The organism is Mannheimia haemolytica (assembly GCF_004342115.1).
Classification (GTDB): domain Bacteria; phylum Pseudomonadota; class Gammaproteobacteria; order Enterobacterales; family Pasteurellaceae; genus Mannheimia; species Mannheimia haemolytica.
The window spans coordinates 83,883-109,585 of the sequence record NZ_SMAC01000002.1 but is presented as its reverse complement, the minus strand read 5'-3'; the positions used below and the strand labels follow the sequence as shown (position 1 = coordinate 109,585).

Genomic DNA, 25,703 nt, shown 5'->3' with positions numbered 1-25,703 from the left:
TTTAATTGGTTGTAAAATAACCACTTTATTTCTGCTTGATCGCCTTGATAAACAGCAACGGCGGACGGTGCTGTAAATCTTTAAATTCATTGTGCCACCGAGGTTGGTCTGCCAGCATTGGTTCTTCCATTTGCACAATCTCAAACCCGCCTTGAATAAGGTTATTCACAATGGTTGCCATTGTGCGGTGGTAGGTTTTAAAGGGTTGTTGAAACCAACTTCTGTCCCGTTCGCCCTCTTCCCGATAATAGTTCAAGCGGTAAGCAACTTGTTGTTTTTCTTGGTTTTTCTCCCAACGATAGCCTTCTCGGTAACAGGTGACAATCGGGTGTTCTTGCGAGAAAATCAGCGTGCCACAAGCAGTCATTTTTTGCGAAATTTTTGCAAGTAGTTCGGAAAAATCAGCAATATAATGAAACGCAAAAGAGCTGGTTACTACATCGAAATCGCCCTCGCTGATCTCATTTAATCGCTCCATCGGCAGGCAGTAAAGGGAAAAATCGTTGCCTTTTTGCCAATGAGCAGAAAGATCGCTTTCTGCCTGTTGTAGCATTAATTCAGATAAATCCAACCCCACCACTTTTTCTGCACCGAGCGTTAAATAATGGGCTAAATGAACTCCTGTGCCACAACCTAAATCCAGCACTTTTTTGCCGGTTAAGTCTGGCAGTAGAGAGAACATTGTTGGCTTTTCCACCACTTCATTCATACTTATTGGATTTTGTCGAAGTTGTTGGTAACGCTCAAAGAAAATCGGAGTGTCGTAAATGCTTTTTTTCACTTAATAGCCTTTAAACAAATATAAAATAAGGCGGGTTAAAACCCGCCACTACGATATGATTAGTAAGTCGATAATTTTCGCAAAGTTTCTAACGCTTTTCCACTCTCAAGCGTTTCTTTTACTTTTTGCACATTGGCTTTTAAATCATCTTCTCCAAAGGTTTTCATTAATAATGCGACATTTGCTGCCACCGCATCAATATGAGCCAGTTTACCTTTTCCTTGTAAAATAGCGGTTGCTTTTTCGGCATTTTCTGCAGGTTCACCGCCTTTGAGATCTTCTAACGAATGGCGTTCAATGCCGAAATCTTCCGGCGTTAAGGTGTAATAGTCGATCTGTCCGTTTTGAATTTCCGCAACCTGCGTTTCGCCGTGAACGGCAACTTCATCTAAACCTGCACCGTGTACCACAATAGTGTGTTCGTAACCTAAGGCTTTTACGGTTTCAGCATAGACTTTCACTAACTCAGGGGAGTACACACCGAGTAATTGGCGTTTAGCGTGAGCCGGGTTTACCAACGGCCCTAAAATATTGAAAATCGTGCGGGTTTTTAAGGCTTGGCGAACAGGAGCGGCATATTTGAATCCGCTGTGGTAGGTTGGGGCAAACAAAAAGCAGATGTTGGTTTCATCTAAAGCAAGGCGTGCCGTTTCAGGTGAAACGTCAACATTAATACCTAAATGGCTTAATACATCGCTTGAGCCGGTTTTACTTGATACGCTACGGTTGCCGTGTTTGGCAATTTTATAGCCCATTGTGGCGGCAACAATCGCACTTGTGGTAGAAATGTTGATGGTATTATGCCCATCGCCACCTGTGCCGACAATATCCGCAAAAGGGTAATCAGGCGTTGAGAACGGATTGGCATTTTCAAGTGCGGCTTTTGCAGCACCTGCAATTTCATCAACGGTTTCGCCACGCAGTTTTAGAGCGATTAAGGCAGCAGCAAGTTGTTCATTTGATACATTGCCTTTAATAACTTCACTAAAAAAACGGTGAGATTCCGCTTGGGCTAAGGCTTGGTTGGCGAATAATTTATCTAAAAGTGCTTGCATAGTCTCTTCCTTTTTAATTAGCGATGTACCTGATATTCCAAATCGGTTGCCTCGTTGCCGGTCATTCCACGAAAGCCCCAGCAATGCTCTGGCTGTTCTTTAATGGTGATTTCAACGTCCATCGGCACAATGCCGACTTTGGTGTGTAAGGCACTAAATAGTCCTTTAATTAAGCGTTTTTTGAGCTGTTCGCTCCGCCCTTGCATCAGGTTTATTTCAATCACAATAAAATCTTGGCTACGGTTAATTGGGGGATAGAAATTTTCCGCATCCAATAAGTCAAAACGCAAAGCGTGGCGTTGTTTTGGTACGCCAAGGCTCATTTGCATACAGTCAAAAATCACGTCTGCAATCAGGGCTCTGCGGTCTGCTAAGGTTTGTTTTAATCCATATACACTAATCATTTTTTTCTCCTAATAACCATTCCACCGACTGCTTAAGTAATTTTGTGCCTTGCACGGTTAAAATGGATTCCGGGTGGAACTGGAAACCGCAAATCGGTAAGGTTTTGTGGCGAATTGCCATCACAATATGTTCAAATTTCGCATTAACGATAAATTCTGCCGGTAATTCATCGCCCATTAATGAGTGATAACGAGCGACAGGCATTGGATTGTTAATGCCTGAAAACATCGCTTGGTTATCGTGTTCAATACGAGAAACTTTGCCGTGCAATACTGTGCCGGTATGCACTACTTTGCCGCCAAAGGCCTCAATTAGAGCTTGATGTCCTAAACAAATGCCAATCATCGGTACTTTGTCTTTCAGACGGCGAATAATTTCCAATAAATTGCCTGCCTCAGCCGGATTACCCGGGCCGGGGGAAAGGGCAACCAAACAATTTTCGGTGGTTTCAGCTTTGGCTAAAAAATCCTCAAGCGGATAATCATTGCGGAAAATCGTTACCTGATGCCCTAATTCACGAAATTGATCGACCAAGTTATAGGTAAAAGAGTCGAAATTATCAATAAAAAGAATATTTGCCATAGTTTGTCCTTATGCTTTTGCATTCACCTGCCCAATCGCTTTTAACACCGCGCGTGCTTTATGGCGTGTTTCATCTGCCTCTAATTGTGGATCGGAATCCAGCACCTCACCACAACCAGCTTGCACATAGGCAATGCCATTTTGAACAAAGGCGGAACGGATCACGATACAGGTATCTAAATTGCCGTCTGAGGTTAAATAGCCCACCGCACCGCCGTAGCTATGGCGTTTTTGTTGCTCGACTTGGTAGATCAGTTGCATTGCCTTAATTTTCGGAGCACCAGTTAGCGTTCCCATATTCATACAAGCTTGATAAGCGTGCAGAGCGTCAAGATCTTTTCTAAGTGTGCCGATCACACGAGAAACTAAGTGCATAATTTGCGAATAGCGGTCAATTTGCATTAAATCAACCACACGGCGAGTGCCGGATTCGCTCACACGAGCCACATCATTGCGGGCAAGATCGACTAACATTAAATGTTCGGCAAGCTCTTTTTGGTCTAAACGCAGTTCTAATTCCAAACGGGAATCTAATTCAGGATCGATATTACCTTGTTCATCAAAACCGCGTGGGCGAGAGCCGGCAATCGGGTAAATTTCCAACTGGCGGTTGGCTTGCGAATATTTCAACGCACTTTCAGGCGACGCCCCAAACAGAGTGAAATTTTCGCCCTGCATATAGAACATATACGGGCTTGGATTGTTGATTTTGAGCTGTTTATAGCTGGCAAGAGTATTCGGGCAAGGCAAGCTGAAACGGCGAGAGGGCACAATTTGGAACACATCACCGATATTAATATGGTGTTTGAGTTTGCGGATAATCGCTTTGAAATCTTCATCTTCAATATTGGCGGTTGCCTCACTCGTTGCGGTTTGGTTCGCTAGAGGCAGTTCAATATGTGACAGATTTGCAAGTTTTTGCGTAAATTCGACCGCTTGTTGGTTCAAATTGGTTTGTTCATTCGGTTCAAAACAGAAGGTGTTTAGCACCGCAGTTTCGGTTTGGTGGTCGATTGTAACCAGTTGCTCTGCTAAATAGAAAGTGTAATCTGGGCAACTTAAGCCATCATCTTGCAGGCTGATATTTTCCATCGGAATAAAATTTGTTACCAAATCGTAGCTAAATAATCCGCCCAAATAGATAGGCGATGTGGAATCAGCAAACAGTTGGCTCACCGTTCTTAGCCCGTCAAACACGGTGGTGGTTTTGAGCTTGCTGTCTTCATCTAACTGGTTGCTGATGGTTGGGAAAATCGCTTGCAAGCGGTCGTTTTTGTCTAAAAATTTGCAAGTCGGAGCAGGGTTTAACAGGCTCAATGCGTTTGCAATCAAAGGTAAAACCGCTTCTCCGTTTGGGGTTAAAGCGTGGAAAGTCACGGTTTGATCTTCACAGAAAATATGCACTGCCGATTTCGCAAACAGCAAACTTTTTACACTGTTTTTACTTTGAATTTCCGCTGAATCTAATAATAGCGTATGTGGGCGTTCGCCGCATAATGCGTAATAAACACGGGTCGTATCGGCAAAATAGGGTAATTCTGTTTGAGTAATCGTTAATTGAGGCATAGCAAATTCCTATTCAATTTTTCGTACTATTAAACTAGTACATTAAAAAGAAGTCAAGCAATTATTCCAGATAATTATGCGAGCTTGGGCGAACTTGGTGTATAATTAGCCCAATTTTTAGAAAGTCGAAGGCTTGAGACTATGACACAATTTTTTTATATCCACCCCGACAACCCACAGCAACGCTTAATTAACCAAGCGGTAGAGATTATTCGAAACGGTGGCGTAATTGTTTACCCTACCGATTCAGGCTATGCTCTCGGTTGTGCAATGGGCGATAAGCACGCAATGGATAGAATTGTAGCAATTCGTAAATTGCCGGAAAATCACAATTTTACCTTAGTTTGTAGTGATTTATCCGAGCTTTCTATCTACGCGTTGGTCAATAATCAAGCCTATCGCTTAATTAAGAATAATACCCCGAATCCTTATACTTTTATTCTGCCGGCAACTAAGGAACTTCCTCGCAGGCTGATGACAAAGCGTAAAACAGTGGGGATTCGTGTGCCGGATAATGCGATCGCATTGGCGTTAATTTCCGCCTTAGGTGAGCCGATTCTTTCTTGCTCGTTAATGTTGCCGGAGACGGAAATGACCGAGTCAGACCCTGATGAAATTCGGGATCATTTGCAAAATCGGGTGGATTTAATTATCCACGGTGGTTATTTAGGGCAGCAGCCTACAACGGTAGTTGACTTAACCGATGACGTGCCGGTTATTATTCGAGAAGGATCGGGCGATCCAACACCGTTTAATTAAATTGATGTTGTATGATTAATATATAGAATTATGCGTAGGGGGGCTGTGCCAGTCCGTATTAATATCGTTATTTGGACAGACACAGGACCTGTCCCTACAATGAAAATCAAATTCAGACGCTTGTGAAAGCGACAAAAGGAACCTTATGACAACTTTTCAAAAAAAATCAACTGCGACTTTCCGTGCAGACAAACGTGGTGAAAGCCGTCCCTCATTTAAAAAAGAAGAGCAAAAATCTGAACGCAAATTTGGTAAAACGTCAGAAAAACCACCACGTCCAACTTCTAAGCCATTAACGCAAAGAATTGCAAAAAAAGTGGAAAAAACGACCGCTAGTGAAGTGGCATCTCAAGAGAAAAAAGCCAAAGTAGTAGGTGAAAAGCTACAAAAAATCTTAGCGCGAGCAGGGCAAGGTTCTCGCCGTGAATTAGAAGAGATTATCGCTGCTGGACGAGTGAGCGTGGACGGTAAAATGGCTACTCTTGGTGATCGTGTGCAGGTTAGCTCATCGACTAAAATCCGCATTGACGGACATTTAGTTAATTTAATGCCGGCACAAAAAGAGATCTGCCGTGTATTAATGTATTACAAACCGGAAGGGGAACTTTGCACCCGTTCCGATCCGGAAGGACGAGCCACCGTATTTGACCGCTTGCCTCGTTTAAGTGGCGCTCGTTGGATTGCGGTCGGGCGGTTAGATATTAACACCTCAGGCTTATTATTGTTCACTACCGATGGCGAATTAGCCAACCGTTTAATGCACCCAAGCCGTGAAGTCGAACGTGAATATTCGGTGCGTGTGTTCGGCAACATTGACGATGCGATGTTACAACGCTTACGCAAAGGCGTTCAGTTGGAAGACGGACCGGCAAACTTTAAACAAATTAAGGTTGTGGGTGGCACAGGCTTGAACCAATGGTTTGATGTGACTTTAACCGAAGGGCGTAACCGTGAGGTTCGCCGCCTGTGGGAATCGCAAGGGGTAGAAGTCAGCCGTTTGATTCGTATCCGTTACGGCAATATCAAATTAGATAAAGGCTTACCTCGTGGCGGCTGGGAAGAAATGGGCTTAGAACAAGTCAATTACTTGCGTGAGCTGGTAGGGTTACCGCCGGAGACTGAAACTAAAGTGGAAGTGGGGGTAAACCGCCGCCGAACCAATATCCGTCAAATTCGTAAAGCGGTAAAACAACATCAAAAATATCGTGGCTAAACACCATCTTTGGGGCTGCATTAGTTCTGCTAATGCAGCTATTTTCTTTCAAAAAGGAGCATTTATGTCTTGGGATATTGTTGCAACATTGGCGGTCACTGGGATTGCCGTATTTTTATTTGCAACTGAAAAAATGCGAATGGACGCAGTTGCGATTTTAGTGCTGTGTTCATTAGTATTATTAGGGCAGGTTGATACCAAATCTGCTCTGAGTGGATTTTCAAACTCAGCTACTGTAACCGTAACTGCAATGTTTGTATTAGCTGCTGGTTTACAAAATAGTGGTGCTTTAGATAGTGTAGGCAGTTTACTTGCTAAGGTAAAATCCCCTTGGTTATTCTTGCTTGTACTCTGTGGCGTAAATGCTGCTGTTTCTCCTTTTGTGAATAATACGGCAGTGGTCGCAGTATTAATTCCGATTGTGATTGTCGCAGCACAGAATATAAAAATGGCTCCTTCCAAAGCCCTTATTCCGTTATCATTTTCTTCTCAAATGGCAGGTGTTTGTACACTGATCGGCACTTCCACTAATCTATTAGTTAATGCAATCGCTCAAAAGCAAGGGCATTCCGGTTTCGGTATGTTTGAATTTGCCCCTTTGGGGATTATTTTTTTAGTGGTTGGGGTTGCCTATTTATTAGTGACCAGCCGTTTCTTATTACCCGAATCACATTTGCAACTTGAAGATGGTGAGGGGTTTGGAAAATATGTTTCTGAACTTAAAGTAAATAAAGACTCTGTATTAATTGGCAAAAGTACATTTGAATCAGGATTAAATGAAGAATTTAATCTATTTACTATTGGTGTTTTGCGTGATGGGGAAAGATTATCGACACCGAGTCATCAAGTATTGCAAAAACATGATATTTTATTGTTGCGGGGTGAATCGGAAAATTTAGCAAAAGTACGAGAAAAATATGGATTGCACCACGTTGTGTATGGACGCCGTGAGAATGATGAAGATAATCTGGATGAAGACTTGATGGTGGCTGAAGTGATGATTTCTCCTATTTCTCGTTGGATAGGAGGGACTATTCCTATTTTACAACAGCGTTGGAATAAAAATGCAACGGTGTTAGGCATTCAACGCCAAAGTAAAGTAATTCGTGAGCGTTTACGCACCACTGCTTTTAAAATGGGGGATATTTTATTACTCACATTACCAAAAGAGGATATGGAGACGTTACGCCAAGATAAAGACTTTATTGTGTTATCTTCTGATTTAGTCAAAACGGAGGAATCGTGGAAAAGTAAATTTGCTTTAGGGGTAATGGTTTTGGTGGTGGCAACAGCAGCCTTAGGCTGGGTTCCTATTTCAGTGAGTGCCTTAATTGGTGCAGTTGCGATGTGTGTTGCTGGTTGTTTAACGGCTGAAGAAGCCTATCAATCTATTGACTGGAAAATCATTTTAGTCTTAGCTGGATTACTGCCATTAGGTGAAGCGATGGCAAATAGTGGGGCGGCGCAATTTATTGTTGATAACACGCTTGGTAAAGTAGGGGAGTTCGGGCCTTTAGTGGTGTTAGCTGTATTATATTTACTGACAATGGTGTTAACCGAATTTATGAGTAATGCAGGGACTGCCGTGTTGCTTACGCCTATTGCGGTTTCTACCGCTAAAATGTTAGGGGTAGATGCTTCCCCATTCATTATTGCCGTAATGTTTGCGGCTGCGACCAGCTTTATGACCCCTGTTGGCTATCAAACCAACACGATGGTATACGGTGCAGGTGGCTATAAATTCACAGATTTTATTAAAATTGGTTTACCGCTAAATGTAATCTATTGGATTTTAGGGATAGTATTAATTCCGATTTTCTTCCCTTTTAATCCATAATTGATAGATAATTATAGAAAAAAGGTTTACAGATCAGAAACTCTGTAAACCTTTTTTATTCAGCAATAAATCAATTTTCTATTGGAAAATTACCATTGATAACCCATGCTAATACTACCACCAAAGTCGCCTCTGGTATTGCTGTTCCCAGTTAATTTATAGATAACCTTCCCGTTATCTGAAATCCGAGAATAACCTACTGCGATTGCAGCTTCATTACGGTATGTATCTCCAGCCGTTGCTAACATACTTTTACCTGGTAGATATGCTTGCGGTAAACCTGCGGTTGCAGTTGCACCAGCAATACCAGCGCGTAAACGTTTATCAACTTTGTTTACTTTTGAATCAATATTATTGATCTTATTATTGATATTTTTTTCTGTTGCTTTTAATTGGCTAAAGTTAACTGCATCAGTATCTTCAGTTCCTGCTTTTACGTTAGTCACTTTTGTTCCTGCTGCATTAATACCTGTTTTAGTTATACTCGGTCCCCCTACAATAGTTAATCCATTAGTATCAATGGTTGTATCACCAGTCTTAACAGTATCGGCTACAGCAATGTTAGCTGTTACTGTTTGAGCTGTGACAGAATTAACTTTAATATCTTTAGCTAATTTAACCGTTAATGAACCATTACCATTTGAAATAACCCCGATATTATTATCAGTTAGTTGTGATTCGTTAGATACCCCACCTTTTACTGTAACAGTAGAACCTAATTTACGTTGAGATGGCGTGCCGGTATCACCTGCAAATGTTAGTGGGCTGGTTACTGCATCATTTAACGCAGTAATTGCAGAGCCTACATTATTGACCGTTTTACTAACTTCATTTGTAGGAGCGCCATCAACCACAGTATAGCTTGGGGCTGAAACAGCACCATTTGCATTTACACTTGAATTACCACCTAAAGCGGTAGCAATAGTATTTGCCGTATCGTAAAGTTGGCTACCATTAACTGCATCTGCTGAGATAGGTGAAATATCACCATCAGCTACATTAGTTATTTTTAATTTGCCAGCATCGACACCTGTCATTGTGACACTTGGGCCATTATTAATGGTTAAGCCGTTGTTATTTAGTTTTGAATTACCAACAGCTACGGAGCCGGCAGGAGTTAAATCAATGTCTTTCGCTAATTTAACTGTTAATGTGTTAGCATCTGTTGCCACTACACCGATATTATTATCAGTCAATATGGTTGCATCGGCCCCACCTTTAACATTCAGAGAAGTACCTAATTTACGAACAATTTCAGTACCAGCATCATCTACAAAAGTAAGTGCTCCATTACTTAACTCATTCACTTTCGTGTTTAAACCATCAATTTCGGTATAAGCAGCATAAAGTTGTGAACCGTTGATAGCATCCGTTGATGAGTCCGAAATACGACCTGCTGCAACATTCGTTAAAGTACGTTCATTGCCTACAGAACCAATACTTACAGTTGAGCTTGGCGTAGTACCTGCAAATGTGTATGTATTGCCATTTAGCGTTGCACTTTTTGTTGCAACTGTGGCTACTGTTGCAGAGTTAGTACCTAATGCAACAGAACCTTGGTGTGTTGCTTTTGCATTTTGGCCAAGAGCCACTGCAGCAGTTGTTGTTGCTTGTGATGAAACACCTAATGCAATAGAAGCTACACCGGCTGCATTTGCACTGTTACCTAAAGCAATCGCAGAGCTACCTGCAGCATTGGCATTTCTACCCACAGAAGTTGACCATATTCCACCTGCATTAGCAGAGTTACCTAAAGCGGTTGACTGTGTACCCGAAGCATTTGCGTTATAGCCTGCAGCAAGAGAATCTGCACCGATTGAACTTGCTTCATAACCTACAGCGGTTGAATTTTCACCGGTAGCTTCAGATTTAGAGCCTAATGCAGTTGCACGGGTAGCTGTCGCTGTTGAAGCTGTACCAATAGCTGTTGAGGTATCAGCATTTGCATTGGCTGCAGAACCAACCGCGAGGGCATTTGTTGCATTTGCATTCGCATTGTAGCCTATAGAAGTTGCATTCATACCATCAGCTGTTGCGCGAGGACCAACTGCAGTTGTACGTTCACCGTTTGCTTCTGCTTCAGAGCCTAATGCGGTTGCCAGCTCACCATTAGCTCTTGTTGCAACGCCGATAGCCATTGAATTAACACCGCTAGAGCCTGAATTATCATAGTTAGCACGTTGAATGCCATCATCTGAAATACTAACATAATGAGTTGCAAATTTGCTGATAGCTTGTTTGAGTTGACTGACATTGACCGCATCAGTATCTACATCGCCTGCGGCAACATTGGCGATTTTATTACCGCCATTATCTAAGCCAGATTTAGTAAGACTTACCGGTTTGTCTGCAACGCCGTTAGCGATGGTGATACCTGTATTGTTAACAACGGTATCACCTGTTGTTAATGAACCATTAGCGCCTAAGTTAACTTTTTCTGCTAATTTTATGGTTAAAGTACTATTGCCATCAGCTACAACACCAATATTATTCTCGGTTAATATGCCTGTAGATCCGCCTTTGATCTTGACTGTTGAACCTAGATGGCGCTCAAAATTAGTTCCTGTATCACCGGCAAAGGTTAACGGACTGATCACCGCTGTGTTTAATGCGCTTAGTGCTGCAGAAACAGTAGTGTATCTCCCTTGTTTGCCTTCTTTATCTGCATCTGGTGTGCCATTCACTAAAGCGTAGGTTGGGAAAGTGATATTTCCATTTTCAGTAACAGCTGCCCCACCACCTAAGATATTTGCGGTTGTTGCAGCAACATTACCTATAGCTTGTTGTGTTAAATATAATTGTGAACCGTTTATGGCATCTGTAGAGCTTAAAGATATACGTCCTGCAGCAACATTGGTGATAGTTCTCTCTTTGCCTTCCGCCCCAATACTTACTGTAGCAATTGGATTTGTTCCAGCAAAGTCACTATATGTAATACCATTTACAGTTGCATTTGTAGTTGGTATGGCTATAGCTGTAACTGAGTTGCTACCTAGCGTTATCGAATCGGTATGTTCAGCAGTGGCATTTCGACCTATAGCGGTTGCATTAAAGGCGGAAGCATTTGATGATTCTCCGATTGCAATTGTGCGTTGATTTGTTGCTTTAGCGCTTACCCCTAGTGCAACAGAAGCCGCGCCTGATGCAGTAGCACGATTGCCTAAAGCGGTTGCAGAACCTCCACTTGCATTGGCTTCACGACCAAATGCAGAAGCATAATCGCTGGTTGCACCCGCATGAGTACCAACAGCAGTAGTTAAATTTGCTGTTGCATTTGCATAATAACCTAATGAGGTTGCACCGTGGCCTGAAGTCTTCGCTTCATAACCAATTGCTGTTGAGTTATCGCCATTTGCTTGAGATTTTGCACCAATTGCTGTGGAGTGAATAGCTGTTGCGTTAGCTTCAGCACCATAGGCGGAGCTAACAATACCAGTTGCATTGGCATGACTACCTACAGCAGTTGCTTTTCCTATTACCGTTTCTCCTGTTGCTGCTGTAGTTTTGTAATTATTAACACCATTTGCAAGAGCGGAATTACCGATGGCGATATTATCATCACTGGTTACATTTGTAGTAGGTCCTGCTAGTTTTGCATTAGCATAAGTACCAATTGCAATATTGTGGCTACCACTAGTACCGTCTCCAGCAGTATTACCAATAGAAATCGTATTGTTTCCTGTTACATTAGAGCTAGCCGAATAACCAATACCAATATTGTATTCTGTGCTGTTAGAGTGATTTAATCCGGCATGATCGCCAATAAAAACTTCACGTAAGCCCATTGCGGTTGCATTGTACCCTACTGCTACGGAACGTTTATCGGCAGTGGCTTGCCCACCAACAGCTGTTGAAGCAAAACTAGCGTTAGCAAAGCCTCCTAATGCAGTTGAAAAATCGGCTGTCGCGGTTGTGTTATACCCTAATGCTGTAGAAACTTTACCGCTATTTCCTTCTAAGCCTGTTATTGTGCTTACTAGTGTTGAGTTAACTTTAGATCCATCACCAATTGCGATAGATGTTTGTGGGTTATTATCTGGTATGGTCCCATAGGTTGGTGAATAGGTTGCAGCACTTGCAAAACCTGCAGAAAGCGCAAGACTTAGTGTGCTGAGTTTAATAATATTAGTGGTTAGTGATGTATTTGTTGCATTAGATTTATTAGCACTTCTTGATAATTTAGAAGCAACAATCCAAGTTCGTTTTGCATGGTTCCAAACAATGCGATAAATTTTATTCATAGAACTACTCCTGTTCTTATTTTTTAATAATTTTAATAATTTTAATGATTTGAGTATTGCCTAGCCAAATATATACAATAGGCTGAAAAATTATATAGGTGAGGTTTTATGGTGTAAATAGTGGCTTTTTAGGAATAAATATAGCAATTTTTTGATATAAATGTATTATTTTAAATTTTATGTTTTGTACTAATATTGAGGTGGAGTGCAGAGTTTTATTTGGTTTTTGGTATGTTTTTTAGTTTTAAAAAACACTGATTTAGTTAAATGCCAATTAAATATAGGTTTATTAATATAATAAATGTTTCGTATATTTATCAAAAGGTACTCTGTATTTTGATTTCTTAATTTAAATAACTTAGAATTTGAAAAGAATACTTCACTTTATATGGAGGAAATATGGGCTGTTCATCTTTTTCAACTAAGTTAAAACAAGAGTTTTTTAGTGGTTGGACCACTTTTGAGGCAAGTTGGTTGATTGTTTTTTTAGCGATTCAAATCGGTATTTTTATTTATCAACCCGATACTTGGATTGCAACTATTGCGGCAATAACAGGTATTTTATGCGTGGTATTTGTCGGTAAAGGAAAAATCAGTAACTATCTATTCGGCTTAATTTCCGTTTCGCTTTATGCTTATATCTCTTATACCTTTCAGTTATATGGTGAAATGATGCTGAATTTACTTGTATATGTGCCGGTGCAGTTTATCGGTTTCTATTTCTGGCGTAAAAATATGACCAGCGAAAACACGGTAAATAATGCTGGTGTGGAAGAGGTAATTGCTAAAGCTTTAACCGCAAAACAGTGGGTGATTGTCGCCATTACCACCATTATCGGCACATTTCTTTATATTGAATTGCTTAAATATTTAGGCAGTGCGTTAGCTATATTAGATGGTGCAACAGTGGTTATTTCGATTGTGGCACAAATTTTGATGGTACTTCGCTACCGTGAGCAATGGGCATTATGGATAATTGTGAATATGATGACCATTGCATTATGGACGGCAATGTACTTCCAAAACGGCGAAACCAGCTTGCCGCTGTTGGTGATGTATGTGATGTATTTATGTAACTCTATTTACGGTTATTACAACTGGATTAAACTTCACAGAAAACATCAGCAATAGAGCGAATAAATACAAATTACAAGCGGTCATTTTTTGTAAAAATTTACCTAAAAATGACCGCTTGTTATTATCCTTTACGAATTTCGTTTATATCTTTTAGCAGTTGTTGAATATCTTTATTTGCAAAAATCTGCTCGGTGGTTGCGGATAATTTTCTTCTCCAGTTAGGGTATTCGGTGCTGGTTCCCGGAATGTTCACCGGCTCTAACATATTGAGCCAATCTTCGGGCTGTGTACCGAATAATGCACTGTGAGTGTGAGCCACATAGCGTTGTAGCTGATGGGTAAATTTCATTGTGACCCCCACTTCATTTGGCTCGAGTTCCATCACTTTTTCCACCGCATTACGGATATTCAAGCGGTCATACGAACGCTCTTCTTTCAGCTTTCTCAATACGGCTTTGCTTGGGTAAGTGTTAAATTTTTCGCCTAGCTCAAAATCATAGCCTTTCCAATAGCCTTGAATGGTTGGTAAGTCGTGGGTGCTTAGGGTTGTCATTGCTTGGTAAGGATAATCTTCCAGCGGTTTAAACGCGTTTTCTGCCTTTTCAAAATAAAAAACATTGTAGGCAAAAATGCCTTTTTGCTCGAGAGAATCCAAAATACCTTCAGGCACAATGCCAAGAGCCTCTGCAATCACTAAACATTGGTGACGTTGGCTTTCTAATGCCAAAATAGAGAGCAAATCTTCGAGCGGATAACGGACATAAATCCCTTCTTTTGCCGATTCACCGTTCGCCACCCACCACATACGAGCAAAGCCGAGAATATGGTCGATTCGCAATGCCCCACAATGTTTCATATTAGCACGCACTAAATCAATAAACGGCTGATAACCTCGGCTTTGTAAAATATGCGGGTGCATTGGAGAAAGCCCCCAGCTTTGCCCGTTCGGGGCGAGCATATCAGGTGGTGCACCGATTGACGCCTCTTGCACAAATAAGGCTTTATCCGCCCACGTTTCTGCTCCGCTTTGGGTAACACCAACGGCTAAATCGCGGTAAAAACCAATCGGCATTGAAAGTGATTGAGCAAATTGGTTGCATTCTGCTAATTGCTGGTTTGCCACAAATTGCAACCACATATAAAAACGTATCTGCGTTGCCTGTGAGGTTTGAAATTCTGCTACTTTAGGAGAATGGTAACTTTGGTATTCCTCCGCCCAGTTTGTCCAGCCGCCTTTTTCGCCAAATTCAGATGAAATCCATTGGTGCAAGGCATCAAACGTCGCTTGGATTTTTAATGGCTCGCCCGCTTGCTCAATAAAGGCATTGAACTCGGTTTGCGATTGTTGTTGAGATGGCTGTGAAAAATGCTCAAAAGCAAACTGCAGAGCCTTTAATTTCAGTTGCGCTACTTGGCTGTAATCGACATAATCTTTCGCTCGCAATTCAGCAAGCTGCCGTTGAGTTTCTTCACTGTTAAACCATTGTTGAGCCTGTTCAGATTGTTGAAAGGCTTCTACTGCACAAACATCAATATAAATAATATTTTGCCAAAGTCGAGAGGACGGGCTGTAAGGGCTTGCCGCATCAGGATCTGCCGGAAAAAGGGCGTGAATAGGGTTTAAGCCCACAAAATCTGCACCATAATCAGAAATGTTGGCAAGGAATTGTTTGAGATCGCCAAAATCGCCAATTCCCCAGTTGTTATCGGAACGCAAAGTATAAAGCTGTAAAAATGCACCCCAGAGCTTTTTCCTTTCTTCCAATGGCTTAGGCTGGAAAGCTTTCGGCGGTGTTACAATCAGCGAGCAAGATTCTTCATCATTTTCAGTTGAAATAGAAAGCTGATGATAGCCTAAAGGCAAATCGGCAGGCAGGGTTAGAACTGATTGCTCTGCCTTAATTTCACCGTTCCGAACCTCACCATTTTCAAGCACAATTTGCCACTTTGCTACATTTGTAAAATTCAGCGAAATTTCGACCGCTTGTTGCTCGGCATTTGGCTGAGTAATCACTTTAACAAGCGGTAGAATTTGATTATTTTTTTGCAAATCGTTATCGGTATTTAAAAGCCGCTCTATTTTCTCAAAAGCAGAGGGGCTGGCATACTCTTTAATATTTGGGGAGTAAAAATAGTGAGCTGTATTTTGTTTGTTTGACATTATGACTTTTTTCCTTTACTGTATTTGTTAAAATAACGATCTTGTGAAGATTAATATGAGTAAGAAGAGTAGGCAACAGGTTTGTCTTTGTGATATGATTTTAAAAAAATTTAATTTAACTCTAAAGGGTTATGTTTTATTATTAAATATACCATTTTTGTTTTTATTAATATCCTGTGCTGTGCTTTTTTCTGATTTGCGTAGCTTTGAGGCCTGGAATTCAAATACATTTTTCATTTATTTTATAACTCTATTATATTTGCTGGTTAATTTATTTTTATATCCTTTTGTAGCTCAGGCTCTTAGGATTAAACTTAAAAAAAAGTATGAGTTAATTATGTACTCTGGACCTATCTCAATAATTTTATTTTTATTTGCAATATTTTTTTTTGTTTTTTTGGTTAATAGAGCTGATGTATGATAGTTCAATAGCCTATAGGTAGTATAGTAGGCTATTGAGTATAACAAAGACTATCTAACGGGAAGCTAGTGAAATAATATATCCCCCTATAGAAATAAATGCAGCACTAATAATAATACTCCCAATTGTCGTTGGGCCTGTTATCATTGAGGCTACTAACATACTCATTAAAGCTGAAGCACCTATCTGAGCAGATGTCTTTAAAAAAGGTTCCCAATCATTAGACTTTATGCCATTTCTAAACCCTTCTGCTAGATCGTAATAATCCTTAATACTGCTAATAATACCAGTAAATTTTGCTGCTTTTTTTAAATTCTCATTAATTTTTTTTAAGTTGGATATGTTATCGAGATCTTTTAGTGCCTGAGGATTCTTTTGGTTGACTTTTTCGACATATTTTTGCACCCTCTGCTGTGCTTTTTTAGCATCATATCTTAGACTTTTATTATAATTCTTTTTAAATTCTTTTTCTGCATTTTTAATACCTTCTTCAATGTTTTCAGAGTACTTATTAGCAAAATAGTTACTGAATTCAATACTGGCTGATATAATCCTCTCTGATTCATCTTTCAATGATGTTTTATCCCAGTAGTTATATATTTCTTTATAAATAAGATCATTTAATGGTACTTTCTCCATACCTAAATGAAAGTTAATTGCTGCACTTGTCCAATTATCTGATTTGATGTCATTAATAAAGTTATCATATTTGCCATGATATTCTTTAGTCCATTCGGCAAGTACTAAAGCACTTTTTAAACTATCAGGATAATTCTTTAATAATGCTTTATCATTAAAATGATTTTTATCTTGCTCTAAACTTAAATGACTAGCTAAATTTGTATAAGAATGAAATAATTCTTTAGCTAGTTTTAGATCATATATACTTTCTTGAGAGTGGATTTTGTCCTTTAAATCCTCTTCAAATTTTCTGTATTCTTTATAAGCGTTAATTAAATTTTTCTCAATAGAAATTGGAGATGGATTCTTCACAAGAACTTTATCTCCCTTACCTTGATTTTCTTTTCTATTTAAAGATCTTTTTAGTCTTTGCCAATATTGACAGTTTTTTCCACATATAGGGCACGCAGAGTCATTTAGAAAAGAGTTTACTGCATCGTTTAATGATAGTGATTTAATTTCGGGGCCTGCATCGAGTTCAGTGATATTAATTTCATTAAGTGTTGTACTCATAATAAATTTTTCCTTGTTTTAAGAGTTTATAAATTATTTCGCTTGTTTTCTTGCCACTGCTCGGTAGCCAATATCTCGGCGATAGAATTTGCCTTGCCATTGAATTTGTTCGGCAAGTTGTAAGGCTTGTTGTTGAGCTTCAAATACACTGTTGCCAAGTGCGGTGGCACAAAGTACACGTCCACCGTTGGTGAGCAGTTTTCCTTCTTTTTGCTCAACCCCTGCTAAGAAAACTTTTTGATTGGAGGTAGAGGTCGGAATGCCTATGATTTCATCGCCTTTACGGTAATCGCCCGGGTAGCCTGCGGCAGCTAAAACAATGCCTAATGCGGCTTGTTCACACCATTTTGATTGCACGCTATCCAATTTGCCTTCGCACGCTTTTAAGCACAATTCAACGAGGTCTGATTCCAAACGCATCATAATCGGCTGAGTTTCAGGGTCTCCAAAACGGCAGTTAAATTCAATCACTTTCGGCTGACCGTTTGGCATAATCATTAAGCCGGCATAGAGAAAACCGGTGTAAGGGGTATTTTCGCTTGCCATTCCTTGCACGGTCGGGTAAATAATTTCGTCCATTACACGTTGGTGGATTGCCTTTGTTACCACCGGAGCAGGGGAGTAAGCCCCCATTCCGCCGGTATTTAAGCCGCTATCGCCCTCGCCAACACGTTTGTGGTCTTGTGAGGTTGCCATTGGTTCGACATTTTTGCCGTCCACCATCACAATAAAACTGGCCTCTTCTCCGTCTAAAAATTCCTCGATCACCACACGGCTGCCGGCTTCACCAAAGGCGTTGCCTGACAGCATATCACGCACTGCATCTTCCGCCTCTTGTAAAGTCATTGCAACAATTACGCCTTTGCCTGCGGCTAAACCGTCTGCTTTGATTACAATCGGTGCACCTTTTTGTTTTAAGTAGGCAAGTGCCGGTTCAATTTCGGTGAAGTTTTGGTATTCTGCGGTTGGAATCTGATGGCGAGCCAAGAAATCTTTGGTAAATGCTTTAGAACCTTCTAATTGAGCAGCGGCTTGGGTCGGGCCGAAAATGGTTAAACCGTGGGCTCGAAAAGCATCAACCACGCCAACTACTAACGGTGCTTCAGGGCCGACAATCGTCAAACCTACGCTATTTTGTTTAGCGAATGTAACTAAGGCAGGCACGTCAGTGGCGGAAATAGCTACATTTTCAATGCCGTTTTCCATCGCTGTGCCGGCATTGCCGGGGGCGACAAAGACTTTGTCTGCGAGCGGCGATTGACGAACTTTCCAAGCAAGAGCGTGTTCACGCCCACCGTTGCCGATAATTAAAATATTCATTGGGATTCCTTGCAAAAATGATAAAGCAAACGTTTGCGTATTGTACTTGATTTGTTTATCTGCTGACAAGCGGTCGTTTTTCTCGGATTTTTTGCAAAATACGAAATTGTTGCTTGCAAAATAGGCTTTTTTCAGTATAATCCTGCCGTTCAGTCACATTCGTTTTTTAATCCTTGCTTCCACAAGTTGGTGACTGGCTAAAGTTGGAGGCTGCTAACCCGTAAGGATAGTCAATGCGTCACTACGAAATCGTTTTTATGGTTCACCCGGACCAAAGCGAACAAGTACCAGCAATGATTGAGCGCTACACAGCGTCTGTAAAAGAAGCTGGCGGTCAAGTTCATCGCTTAGAAGATTGGGGTCGTCGTCAATTAGCATACCCAATCAACAAACTTCACAAAGCACACTATGTGTTAATGAATGTAGAAGCACCTCAAAGTGTAATCGACGAGTTAGAAACTAACTTCCGTTATAACGATGCAGTTCTTCGTAACTTAATCGTTCACACTAAAGCGGCAGTAACTGAAGCGTCACCAATGGTGAAAGCGAAAGAAAGCAAAGTTGCTGAAGCGGTAGCTGAAGTTGAATCAGAGGAAGCAGGCGAGTAATTTGCCGATTGATAATTGTTTAATCTTAAGCGGAACGGTTTCCAGCTTGGTTAAACAAAGCCTAAACCCCCTTGGTGTGCCTCATTACAGTTTTTGGTTAGAACATCGTTCAATCCAAACCGAAGTGAATTTAGAACGCCAAGCGTGGTGCAAAATCCAAGTGGTTTTGGCAGGCAATCAATTTAGTTATTTAACCCAACAAATTAAGCTCGGTGAGAGCGTGAGAATTAAAGGTTTTATCCATACTCACAAAGACTTTAACGGTTTAAATCAGTTAGTCTTACACACCGAACAAATTGAATTTATAGATCAGGAGAAGCCAAATGGCACGTTATTTCCGTCGTCGTAAGTTCTGCCGTTTCACAGCGGAAAATGTTGTTGAAATCGATTACAAAGATATCGCTACATTAAAGAACTACATTTCTGAAAGCGGCAAGATTGTTCCTAGCCGTATTACTGGTACTCGTGCGAAGTATCAACGTCAATTAGCTCGTGCAATTAAACGCGCTCGCTACCTTGCGTTACTTCCATATACTGATAACCACCAATAATCAGGAGAGAGTACAATGCAAGTTATTTTATTAGACAAAGTTGCTCACTTAGGTTCTGTGGGCGACCAAGTAACCGTTAAATCTGGTTTTGCTCGTAACTTCTTAATCCCACAAGGTAAAGCGGTTATGGCAACTGCGGCAAACATTGCTCACTTTGAAGCACGTCGTGCAGAATTAGAAGCAAAAGCTGCAGCAGCATTAGCAACTGCACAAGAACGTGCAGCGAAAATTGCAGCATTAGCAGCAGTATCAGTATCTGCAACTGCAGGTGATGATGGTCGTTTATTCGGTTCTGTATCAGCTAAAGACATCGCTGAAGCATTAACTGCAGCAGGTGTTGGAGTTGCTAAATCTGAAGTTCGTTTAGGTGAAGGTCCACTTCGTACAACCGGCGAACACCAAGTTAAAATTCACTTACACCCTGAAGTGAATGCAACTGTAGCAGTAAACGTTGTTGCTGAATAATCAGTAGAAATAGAAAACCCAGCGAAAGCTGGGTTTTTTGTTTGCTTTATTTATTGGTTAGAATCAGTGAGATATTTCTGCTGTGTCGGTTAATGCTTTTGTCCATAGGCAATTTCCTTTGGATTTTTTCTCAATCAGTTTCAGAAGTGCTAAATGCGACTCTTCCTCTTCATCGTTTGCTTTAAGAATAATTGCCTCATCGGCATTTAACACAATTGCAGAAAATTCTTCTTCAATATCAATAACTTCACTTACCACTTCAGTTTCTTCTTCGCCTAATAATGAAATCTGACCGCCGGTCATCATTAGGAATACATCAGCTAAGATCTCCGCATCCAGTAACGCCCCGTGTAGTACACGCTTGCTATTATCAATGCCGAGCCTGTCGCAAAGTGCATCTAAATTATTCCGTTTGCCGGGGTACATTCTTCGTGCCATTTGCAGGCTATCGGTTACGGTACACATTTCTGCGGTTTTTGCCGGTGGATTAGGCAGATAAGAAAATTCTTGATCCATAAACGCCACATCGAAGGGGGCATTATGAATAATTAATTCCGCACCTTTGATGAAATCCAAAAACTCCTCGGCAATTTCAGCAAAAACAGGTTTATCTTGCAAAAATTCATTGGTGATGCCGTGAACTGCAATCGCCTCTTCATCTACCTCACGCGGTGGCTTGATATAAACGTGATAAGTTCTGCCGGTTAAACGGCGGTTAATGACTTCAACCGCACCGATCTCAATAATATTATGCCCAATCTGTGGCGGGCCACCTGCCATATTCATTCCTGTGGTTTCAGTATCCAGCACTACTTGGCGGATAATTTTTTCTTCTGTCATATTCAATTTAAAATTGTAGGGGTGAAATATTTTTATCCCTTAATTCTGCATTTGATTAGGGGCGAAACATATTTCGCCCCTACATTGTTACTTCGCAATCCGTTTATATTTCACTCGGTGCGGTTGGGTGGCGGCTTCACCGAAGGTTTTCTTCTTCCACTCTTCATAGTCGGAGAAGTTACCCTCGTAGAACGTCACTTTGCCTTCATCGCCGTAGTCTAAAATATGGGTGGCGATACGGTCTAAGAACCAACGGTCGTGCGAAATTACCATTGCACAGCCCGGGAACTCTAAGAGCGCATTTTCCAACGCACGCAGGGTTTCTACGTCTAAGTCGTTGGTCGGCTCGTCCAGTAACAACACGTTACCGCCACGTTGTAGTAGCTTCGCCAAGTGTAAACGACCACGTTCACCGCCTGAAAGCTCGCCCACACGTTTTTGCTGATCTACGCCTTTGAAGTTGAAACGCCCCACATAAGCACGGCTTGGGATTTCAAAGTTACCAATCGTGAGAATATCCTGCCCGTTCGACACCTCTTCCCACACGGTTTTCTTATCGTCCATCGCATCACGGAACTGATCGACCGATGCCATTACCACCGTTTCACCAAGCACGATTGAACCAGAATCCGGCTGTTCTTTACCAGAAAGCATACGGAACAAGGTTGATTTACCCGCACCATTTGCCCCGATAATCCCGACAATCGCCCCCTTCGGAATAGCGAACGACAAGTCGTCAATCAAAGTGCGATCGCCGTAAGATTTAGTCAGGTTTTGTACCTCGATCACTTTATCACCTAAGCGTGGACCCGGTGGAATAAAGAGTTCGTTAGTCTCGTTACGTTTTTGATATTCGCCTGAGTTAAGCTCTTCAAAGCGTGCCATACGAGCCTTACTTTTCGCTTGGCGACCTTTTGGATTTTGGCGTACCCATTCCAACTCTTTCTCAATCGATTTTTGACGAGCCGATTCCGCCGCTTGCTCTTGTGCCAAGCGTTTTTCTTTCTGCTCCAACCAAGAAGAGTAGTTACCTTCCCAAGGAATGCCTTCACCACGGTCAAGCTCTAAGATCCAGCCCGCAACGTTGTCTAAGAAGTAACGGTCGTGGGTAATTGCCACTACGGTGCCTTCGTAGTCGTGGAGGAAACGCTCCAACCACGCCACCGATTCCGCATCTAAGTGGTTGGTCGGCTCATCTAACAATAACATATCCGGTTTTTCCAGCAACAGACGGCAAAGTGCCACACGGCGGCGTTCACCCCCTGATAAATGCTCGATTTTTGCGTCCCAATCCGGCAGACGTAACGCATCGGCAGCACGCTCTAACTGGTTTTGAAGGTTATGGCCATCGTGGGCTTGAATAATCGCCTCTAATTCCGCCTGTTTTGCCGCTAATTTGTCGAAATCGGCATTCTCATCAGCATACATCGCATAGACTTCATCAAGCTGGGTTAAGGCGTTTTTTACTTCCGCAACCGCTTCTTCCACCGCTTCACGCACGGTTTGCTGTGGGGCAAGTTTCGGTTCTTGTGGAAGATAGCCGATTTTAATTCCCGGTTGTGGACGAGCCTCGCCCTCGAACTCTTTATCTACGCCCGCCATAATGCGTAAAAGCGTTGATTTACCCGCCCCGTTTAAGCCGAGCACCCCGATTTTCGCCCCCGGGAAAAAGCTCAGGGAAATATCTTTAAGAATGTGACGCTTCGGCGGCACGACTTTGCCGACACGGTGCATCGTATATACAAATTGAGTTGACATTGGTTGTATTCCTCACAAAAAAATTCGCCTTATTTTACTTGAATTTACAGCCAAAATATAGGGTGGTTTTGGCTTTTGGTAAAGTAACCTTTTCCAATAGAGATGTTATTTGAGGCTGCATAGTACTATGCATTTCTCTTACCTTGACAGGTAAGAGAAACAAATCCTGAAGGAAAAAAATTTTAAGGAAGTTATTCTATGCAATATGTATGTCCAAAAACACTCAAATTATTCAACAGCATTGTTGGTTGTTATAAGGGAGAAGATTAATTCTCTACCTCATCAAGGCTTGATTTTAGATTTAATATCCATTTCTAAAGATGATTTAGATGATATTTTGGAGGGTAATACTGATATGAATATTCATCAATTATTAAGCCTGATTTATAAGGCTGGATTTTTTGATGTATTAAACATCACAAATAATCTATGTATAAAACTCAGTCAATTTGGTTTTTATTTCCAAAATGGCAATTTGAGCCAAAAAGATGATGAGCTTTTGAGTTTATATAGAGAATTCTATAAACATAACGAGTTTATCACTCATCTCAAGTCCCATAGTCTTTATGGATGTATTGAGCAACCTACTTCGGCATTTTTTCATTATTGTACTAATGAAAACTTTAGAAATGCGTTTAATGAAGAGAGCCTCTATGATTTTCAAATGTGGAATGTGTTTAGATAGGAGTTTTTTATGTCATCTCAAAATAGTTTCTTAACAAAATATTCAAAAAGTAATTCTCATAGTCAGGATTCTCAAAAAATAAATGAGTCATTAGAATGGCTGAATGAAAAAAATTATGGTGAATTATATAGTTCCTTTCTGATTGCAGTGGGAGTGAAAGAGTTTTTAGATAAAGGATTTATACCTAATGATAATTATAGAGATATTATTGCTCTACTCCCAGTAGCGTTATATGTCTTTCACTTAAGATCTTTGAAACATATCAAAAATCTAGAATCTAACAGTTATTTAGATGAAGAAGGAAGAGATACGGTAAATAAATACAAGGCATTTTTCTCTATTTTTGAAGCAGAGATTCGAGATGCAACATGTATTTGTGACAATAAAATTGTAACAATTAATGGTGAGGTGTGCTGTGATATTAAGGAGGTAGCAAGGAAAATTGTTATAGAATTTCTAAATGAAGTGGATATTGGTAATAAAGTTAAGTTTTATTACCCAGATGAAAGACATGAGCTTTTTGTAGAGCTGCTCATTGTTCTAGCAACATTAAGAATATATCGTAATAGAAATATATTCTTCTTTGAAAAGGGGTTTTTTAACTTTTTTCCCGAATTTATCACTATTCTCGGGACTGGTGCGTTTAATGGATTTTTAGACTTCCCTAGTTTGGTAGGAAAGGTTTTTCCAGAAATTATTGATACGATAAATGAGGGTTTAGATTTAGATATTGCGATTGAGAACTTTGAAGTGTTGAGTCAGGAAGAAATGACTGAATGTATGGGTTTATATGAGCAGGCTCTCATTAAGAAAGCTGAAGAAGGCGAAATTGGTTTATTAAATGTTGATGAAATAAATAGCTTTTATGAAGATAATAGTGAGCTAATCTTACTTGCTAAACAACCTATGGTTGAAGAGATAATCCCTAAACCAGATAGCAAAGCCTCCTCTGCAATTCTAAAATTCTTTGATTCAAACTCAAATACCTTAATTGCTAAATTAAAAGAAAGTGGTTTGCAATTAAGTGCTGTGGCATTACAAAACGACCAAAATATCGCACGAGTAGCAAATGTCGTTTATAACTTATTGCCGGGCATGGTAAGAATTTTCGTAAGTTACGATACCGTAGAAAATTTCTTATTAAATAACCGCCAATGGTTGATTAATAAATTAGTTTAATTTGGAGGGGAAGAACTATGGATAAACAATATAATTTCACTATTCACTATTCACTATTCACTATTCACTATACAGATACCAGATATAATAAGAATGGGCAAGGTGCTGTTTCTGAAAGAAATATTATAGATGCTAAAAATCGTTTTAAAGCGAGCCATCCATACGCAAAAATTATTTCTTGTGTTAGAGGGTCTGAGACATATGTAGCACGTCCAGCAAAAGCTAATGCTACAACAAAATCTGTCAAGGAAAAGCAATCTCAACCACAAGAAAGTTCATCGCTCAGTTCAATGTTACTTGGTGCGGCTGTAACTGCTGGGGTTGGTTTTGTAGCCAATAAATGGTTTAGCAAAAAAGATAACACTTAATTTATCTCTAACCAATGTGGAGTAAAAATGGCTGGATTATTACCACCTTATTTCAAAAAGAAAAATAGTGATCACTATAAAGATGCTGTAAAACAATTTGGGAAAGAACAAGTTGATGAGGTTATAGCACAGTGTGATGAACTTGAATCTTGGGTAAAAGAAATGCCAACAAAACAACTTATTATGTATGTTGGTTGTTTCCATACTTTTAACAAATTATCTCAATCTAAAGCTTATGTTCAAGAGAACTTTCCAAACGTACTGGAAAACCCGTTTCTTTTCCAAACACTTTCGGCAGCGTCTCATAATGAACTTAAAATAAATCGAGGATATAAATTCAAAGAAAAAATGCTTGATGAATTCTATAATCTTATAGAGTTGTCTGAAAAGGATGATGAAGAATATTCTGAAGAAGAGGTAAAACTCCCTTTATGGAAAAAGATTTATTATGTTTTCATTATATTTGGGATTATTATGTTTATTTATCGAGTAATTAATTGGTTGTTATTCTAATATCCTCTATATCAAAGGAGTGAGACTTTTTAGGATTAACTTAGAAAATCAAGCTCCTTTCACCTTTCATGCTGTATAGCTTAGTCCCCACATTCTCCATTCTACCAGAGATAGAAACAAAGGT

The 25,703-nt window shown here is 40.4% G+C and carries 23 protein-coding genes; 12 read left to right on the top strand and 11 right to left on the bottom strand.

Translation table 11 applies throughout. The features are described 5' to 3' along the window. Positions 1-25: 25 nt before the first annotated feature. From EDC41_RS01255 to trpE, 5 genes are read right to left on the bottom strand one after another with little or no spacing between them, the layout of a single operon-like run. Positions 26-781, bottom strand: a complete 756-nt coding sequence (locus EDC41_RS01255; protein WP_006251887.1) for a class I SAM-dependent methyltransferase — start codon at positions 779-781, stop codon at positions 26-28. 59 nt (positions 782-840) lie between these two features. Next, positions 841-1,836, bottom strand: coding sequence for an anthranilate phosphoribosyltransferase (gene trpD / locus EDC41_RS01250; protein ID WP_006251888.1), 996 nt, complete (start codon positions 1,834-1,836; stop codon positions 841-843). Between the two features lie 17 nt (positions 1,837-1,853). After that, positions 1,854-2,240, bottom strand: coding sequence for a tautomerase family protein (locus tag EDC41_RS01245; RefSeq protein WP_006251889.1), 387 nt, complete (start codon positions 2,238-2,240; stop codon positions 1,854-1,856). After that, positions 2,233-2,823: an aminodeoxychorismate/anthranilate synthase component II gene (locus tag EDC41_RS01240; RefSeq protein ID WP_006251890.1), complete on the bottom strand. Its 591-nt coding sequence runs from the start codon at positions 2,821-2,823 to the stop codon at positions 2,233-2,235. Before EDC41_RS01240 ends, EDC41_RS01245 begins: the two co-directional genes overlap by 8 nt. Before the next feature lie 9 nt (positions 2,824-2,832). Further along, entirely contained in the window at positions 2,833-4,389 is a 1,557-nt protein-coding gene (trpE, locus tag EDC41_RS01235; protein WP_006251891.1) for an anthranilate synthase component I, read from the bottom strand. Between the two features lie 141 nt (positions 4,390-4,530). Between trpE and EDC41_RS01230 the strand changes: the two genes are divergently transcribed. The 3 genes from EDC41_RS01230 (at position 4,531) to EDC41_RS01220 (ending at position 8,198) form a co-directional block, all read left to right on the top strand. After that, complete coding sequence (locus tag EDC41_RS01230) at positions 4,531-5,148, top strand: L-threonylcarbamoyladenylate synthase (RefSeq protein ID WP_006251892.1); 618 nt, start codon at positions 4,531-4,533, stop codon at positions 5,146-5,148. 145 nt (positions 5,149-5,293) lie between these two features. Next, positions 5,294-6,361: a 23S rRNA pseudouridine(2605) synthase RluB gene (gene rluB, locus EDC41_RS01225; protein ID WP_006251893.1), complete on the top strand. Its 1,068-nt coding sequence runs from the start codon at positions 5,294-5,296 to the stop codon at positions 6,359-6,361. 64 nt (positions 6,362-6,425) lie between these two features. After that, the gene (locus tag EDC41_RS01220) at positions 6,426-8,198 is read left to right on the top strand and encodes an SLC13 family permease (protein WP_020831144.1); all 1,773 of its coding nucleotides are present in this window, start codon (positions 6,426-6,428) and stop codon (positions 8,196-8,198) included. A gap of 89 nt (positions 8,199-8,287) precedes the next feature. Here EDC41_RS01220 and EDC41_RS01215 read toward each other — a convergent pair whose 3' ends face one another. Further along, positions 8,288-12,439, bottom strand: coding sequence for a YadA-like family protein (locus tag EDC41_RS01215; RefSeq protein WP_115262450.1), 4,152 nt, complete (start codon positions 12,437-12,439; stop codon positions 8,288-8,290). Positions 12,440-12,838: 399 nt separating this feature from the next. Between EDC41_RS01215 and pnuC the strand changes: the two genes are divergently transcribed. Then, entirely contained in the window at positions 12,839-13,570 is a 732-nt protein-coding gene (gene pnuC / locus EDC41_RS01210; RefSeq protein ID WP_006251898.1) for a nicotinamide riboside transporter PnuC, read from the top strand. A gap of 67 nt (positions 13,571-13,637) precedes the next feature. Here pnuC and malQ read toward each other — a convergent pair whose 3' ends face one another. The 3 genes from malQ to purD form a co-directional block, all read right to left on the bottom strand. Continuing rightward, positions 13,638-15,677 (bottom strand): 4-alpha-glucanotransferase, encoded by a 2,040-nt coding sequence (gene malQ / locus EDC41_RS01205; protein ID WP_006251899.1) that lies wholly within the window; start codon positions 15,675-15,677, stop codon positions 13,638-13,640. A gap of 475 nt (positions 15,678-16,152) precedes the next feature. Next, positions 16,153-17,292: a hypothetical protein gene (locus EDC41_RS01195; RefSeq protein WP_006251901.1), complete on the bottom strand. Its 1,140-nt coding sequence runs from the start codon at positions 17,290-17,292 to the stop codon at positions 16,153-16,155. A 33-nt stretch (positions 17,293-17,325) separates the two neighbouring features. Next, complete coding sequence (purD, locus tag EDC41_RS01190; protein WP_006249069.1) at positions 17,326-18,612, bottom strand: phosphoribosylamine--glycine ligase; 1,287 nt, start codon at positions 18,610-18,612, stop codon at positions 17,326-17,328. 233 nt (positions 18,613-18,845) lie between these two features. Between purD and rpsF the strand changes: the two genes are divergently transcribed. Genes rpsF through rplI form a run of 4 tightly spaced genes read left to right on the top strand, consistent with a single transcriptional unit; the run spans position 18,846 to position 20,236 of the window. After that, a complete protein-coding gene (gene rpsF / locus EDC41_RS01185) occupies positions 18,846-19,220 on the top strand; it encodes a 30S ribosomal protein S6 (RefSeq protein WP_005598107.1) in 375 nt (124 codons plus the stop codon). After that, a complete protein-coding gene (gene priB / locus EDC41_RS01180; RefSeq protein ID WP_006249071.1) occupies positions 19,195-19,569 on the top strand; it encodes a primosomal replication protein N in 375 nt (124 codons plus the stop codon). Before rpsF ends, priB begins: the two co-directional genes overlap by 26 nt. Next, positions 19,544-19,771, top strand: coding sequence for a 30S ribosomal protein S18 (gene rpsR, locus EDC41_RS01175; RefSeq protein WP_005598105.1), 228 nt, complete (start codon positions 19,544-19,546; stop codon positions 19,769-19,771). Before priB ends, rpsR begins: the two co-directional genes overlap by 26 nt. A gap of 15 nt (positions 19,772-19,786) precedes the next feature. Then, positions 19,787-20,236 (top strand): 50S ribosomal protein L9, encoded by a 450-nt coding sequence (gene rplI, locus EDC41_RS01170; protein WP_006249072.1) that lies wholly within the window; start codon positions 19,787-19,789, stop codon positions 20,234-20,236. A gap of 63 nt (positions 20,237-20,299) precedes the next feature. Here the strand turns inward: rplI and dnaQ are convergent, their stop codons facing one another. Both dnaQ and ettA read right to left on the bottom strand, forming a co-directional pair. Beyond that, the gene (dnaQ, locus tag EDC41_RS01165; RefSeq protein WP_006249073.1) at positions 20,300-21,076 is read right to left on the bottom strand and encodes a DNA polymerase III subunit epsilon; all 777 of its coding nucleotides are present in this window, start codon (positions 21,074-21,076) and stop codon (positions 20,300-20,302) included. Positions 21,077-21,163: 87 nt separating this feature from the next. Then, a complete protein-coding gene (gene ettA / locus EDC41_RS01160) occupies positions 21,164-22,834 on the bottom strand; it encodes an energy-dependent translational throttle protein EttA (RefSeq protein WP_020831146.1) in 1,671 nt (556 codons plus the stop codon). A 205-nt stretch (positions 22,835-23,039) separates the two neighbouring features. On the opposite strand from ettA, the gene EDC41_RS01155 reads away from it, so the two are divergent. The 4 genes from EDC41_RS01155 to EDC41_RS01140 are packed head-to-tail and all read left to right on the top strand — an operon-like array spanning position 23,040 to position 25,579. Further along, positions 23,040-23,519 carry a hypothetical protein gene (locus tag EDC41_RS01155; protein WP_006249075.1) on the top strand — a complete coding sequence of 160 codons (480 nt, stop codon included), beginning with the start codon at positions 23,040-23,042 and terminating at the stop codon, positions 23,517-23,519. Positions 23,520-23,528: 9 nt separating this feature from the next. Further along, complete coding sequence (locus EDC41_RS01150) at positions 23,529-24,698, top strand: hypothetical protein (RefSeq protein ID WP_006251906.1); 1,170 nt, start codon at positions 23,529-23,531, stop codon at positions 24,696-24,698. A gap of 17 nt (positions 24,699-24,715) precedes the next feature. Further along, entirely contained in the window at positions 24,716-25,066 is a 351-nt protein-coding gene (locus EDC41_RS01145) for a hypothetical protein (protein ID WP_115262449.1), read from the top strand. 27 nt (positions 25,067-25,093) lie between these two features. Further along, positions 25,094-25,579: a hypothetical protein gene (locus EDC41_RS01140; protein WP_006249078.1), complete on the top strand. Its 486-nt coding sequence runs from the start codon at positions 25,094-25,096 to the stop codon at positions 25,577-25,579. The last annotated feature ends 124 nt before the right edge of the window (positions 25,580-25,703 follow it).

Bases quoted from the DNA above. Each gene is read 5' to 3' on its own strand.
- trpD (WP_006251888.1), bottom strand. From the start codon at position 1,836: ATGCAAGCACTTTTAGATAAATTATTCGCCAACCAAGCCTTAGCCCAA.
- EDC41_RS01245 (WP_006251889.1), bottom strand. From the start codon at position 2,240: ATGATTAGTGTATATGGATTAAAACAAACCTTAGCAGACCGCAGAGCC.
- EDC41_RS01240 (WP_006251890.1), bottom strand. From the start codon at position 2,823: ATGGCAAATATTCTTTTTATTGATAATTTCGACTCTTTTACCTATAAC.
- trpE (WP_006251891.1), bottom strand. From the start codon at position 4,389: ATGCCTCAATTAACGATTACTCAAACAGAATTACCCTATTTTGCCGAT.
- EDC41_RS01230 (WP_006251892.1), top strand. From the start codon at position 4,531: ATGACACAATTTTTTTATATCCACCCCGACAACCCACAGCAACGCTTA.
- rluB (WP_006251893.1), top strand. From the start codon at position 5,294: ATGACAACTTTTCAAAAAAAATCAACTGCGACTTTCCGTGCAGACAAA.
- EDC41_RS01220 (WP_020831144.1), top strand. From the start codon at position 6,426: ATGTCTTGGGATATTGTTGCAACATTGGCGGTCACTGGGATTGCCGTA.
- EDC41_RS01215 (WP_115262450.1), bottom strand. From the start codon at position 12,439: ATGAATAAAATTTATCGCATTGTTTGGAACCATGCAAAACGAACTTGG.
- pnuC (WP_006251898.1), top strand. From the start codon at position 12,839: ATGGGCTGTTCATCTTTTTCAACTAAGTTAAAACAAGAGTTTTTTAGT.
- malQ (WP_006251899.1), bottom strand. From the start codon at position 15,677: ATGTCAAACAAACAAAATACAGCTCACTATTTTTACTCCCCAAATATT.
- EDC41_RS01195 (WP_006251901.1), bottom strand. From the start codon at position 17,292: ATGAGTACAACACTTAATGAAATTAATATCACTGAACTCGATGCAGGC.
- purD (WP_006249069.1), bottom strand. From the start codon at position 18,612: ATGAATATTTTAATTATCGGCAACGGTGGGCGTGAACACGCTCTTGCT.
- rpsF (WP_005598107.1), top strand. From the start codon at position 18,846: ATGCGTCACTACGAAATCGTTTTTATGGTTCACCCGGACCAAAGCGAA.
- rpsR (WP_005598105.1), top strand. From the start codon at position 19,544: ATGGCACGTTATTTCCGTCGTCGTAAGTTCTGCCGTTTCACAGCGGAA.
- rplI (WP_006249072.1), top strand. From the start codon at position 19,787: ATGCAAGTTATTTTATTAGACAAAGTTGCTCACTTAGGTTCTGTGGGC.
- dnaQ (WP_006249073.1), bottom strand. From the start codon at position 21,076: ATGACAGAAGAAAAAATTATCCGCCAAGTAGTGCTGGATACTGAAACC.
- ettA (WP_020831146.1), bottom strand. From the start codon at position 22,834: ATGTCAACTCAATTTGTATATACGATGCACCGTGTCGGCAAAGTCGTG.
- EDC41_RS01155 (WP_006249075.1), top strand. From the start codon at position 23,040: ATGTATGTCCAAAAACACTCAAATTATTCAACAGCATTGTTGGTTGTT.
- EDC41_RS01150 (WP_006251906.1), top strand. From the start codon at position 23,529: ATGTCATCTCAAAATAGTTTCTTAACAAAATATTCAAAAAGTAATTCT.
- EDC41_RS01145 (WP_115262449.1), top strand. From the start codon at position 24,716: ATGGATAAACAATATAATTTCACTATTCACTATTCACTATTCACTATT.
- EDC41_RS01140 (WP_006249078.1), top strand. From the start codon at position 25,094: ATGGCTGGATTATTACCACCTTATTTCAAAAAGAAAAATAGTGATCAC.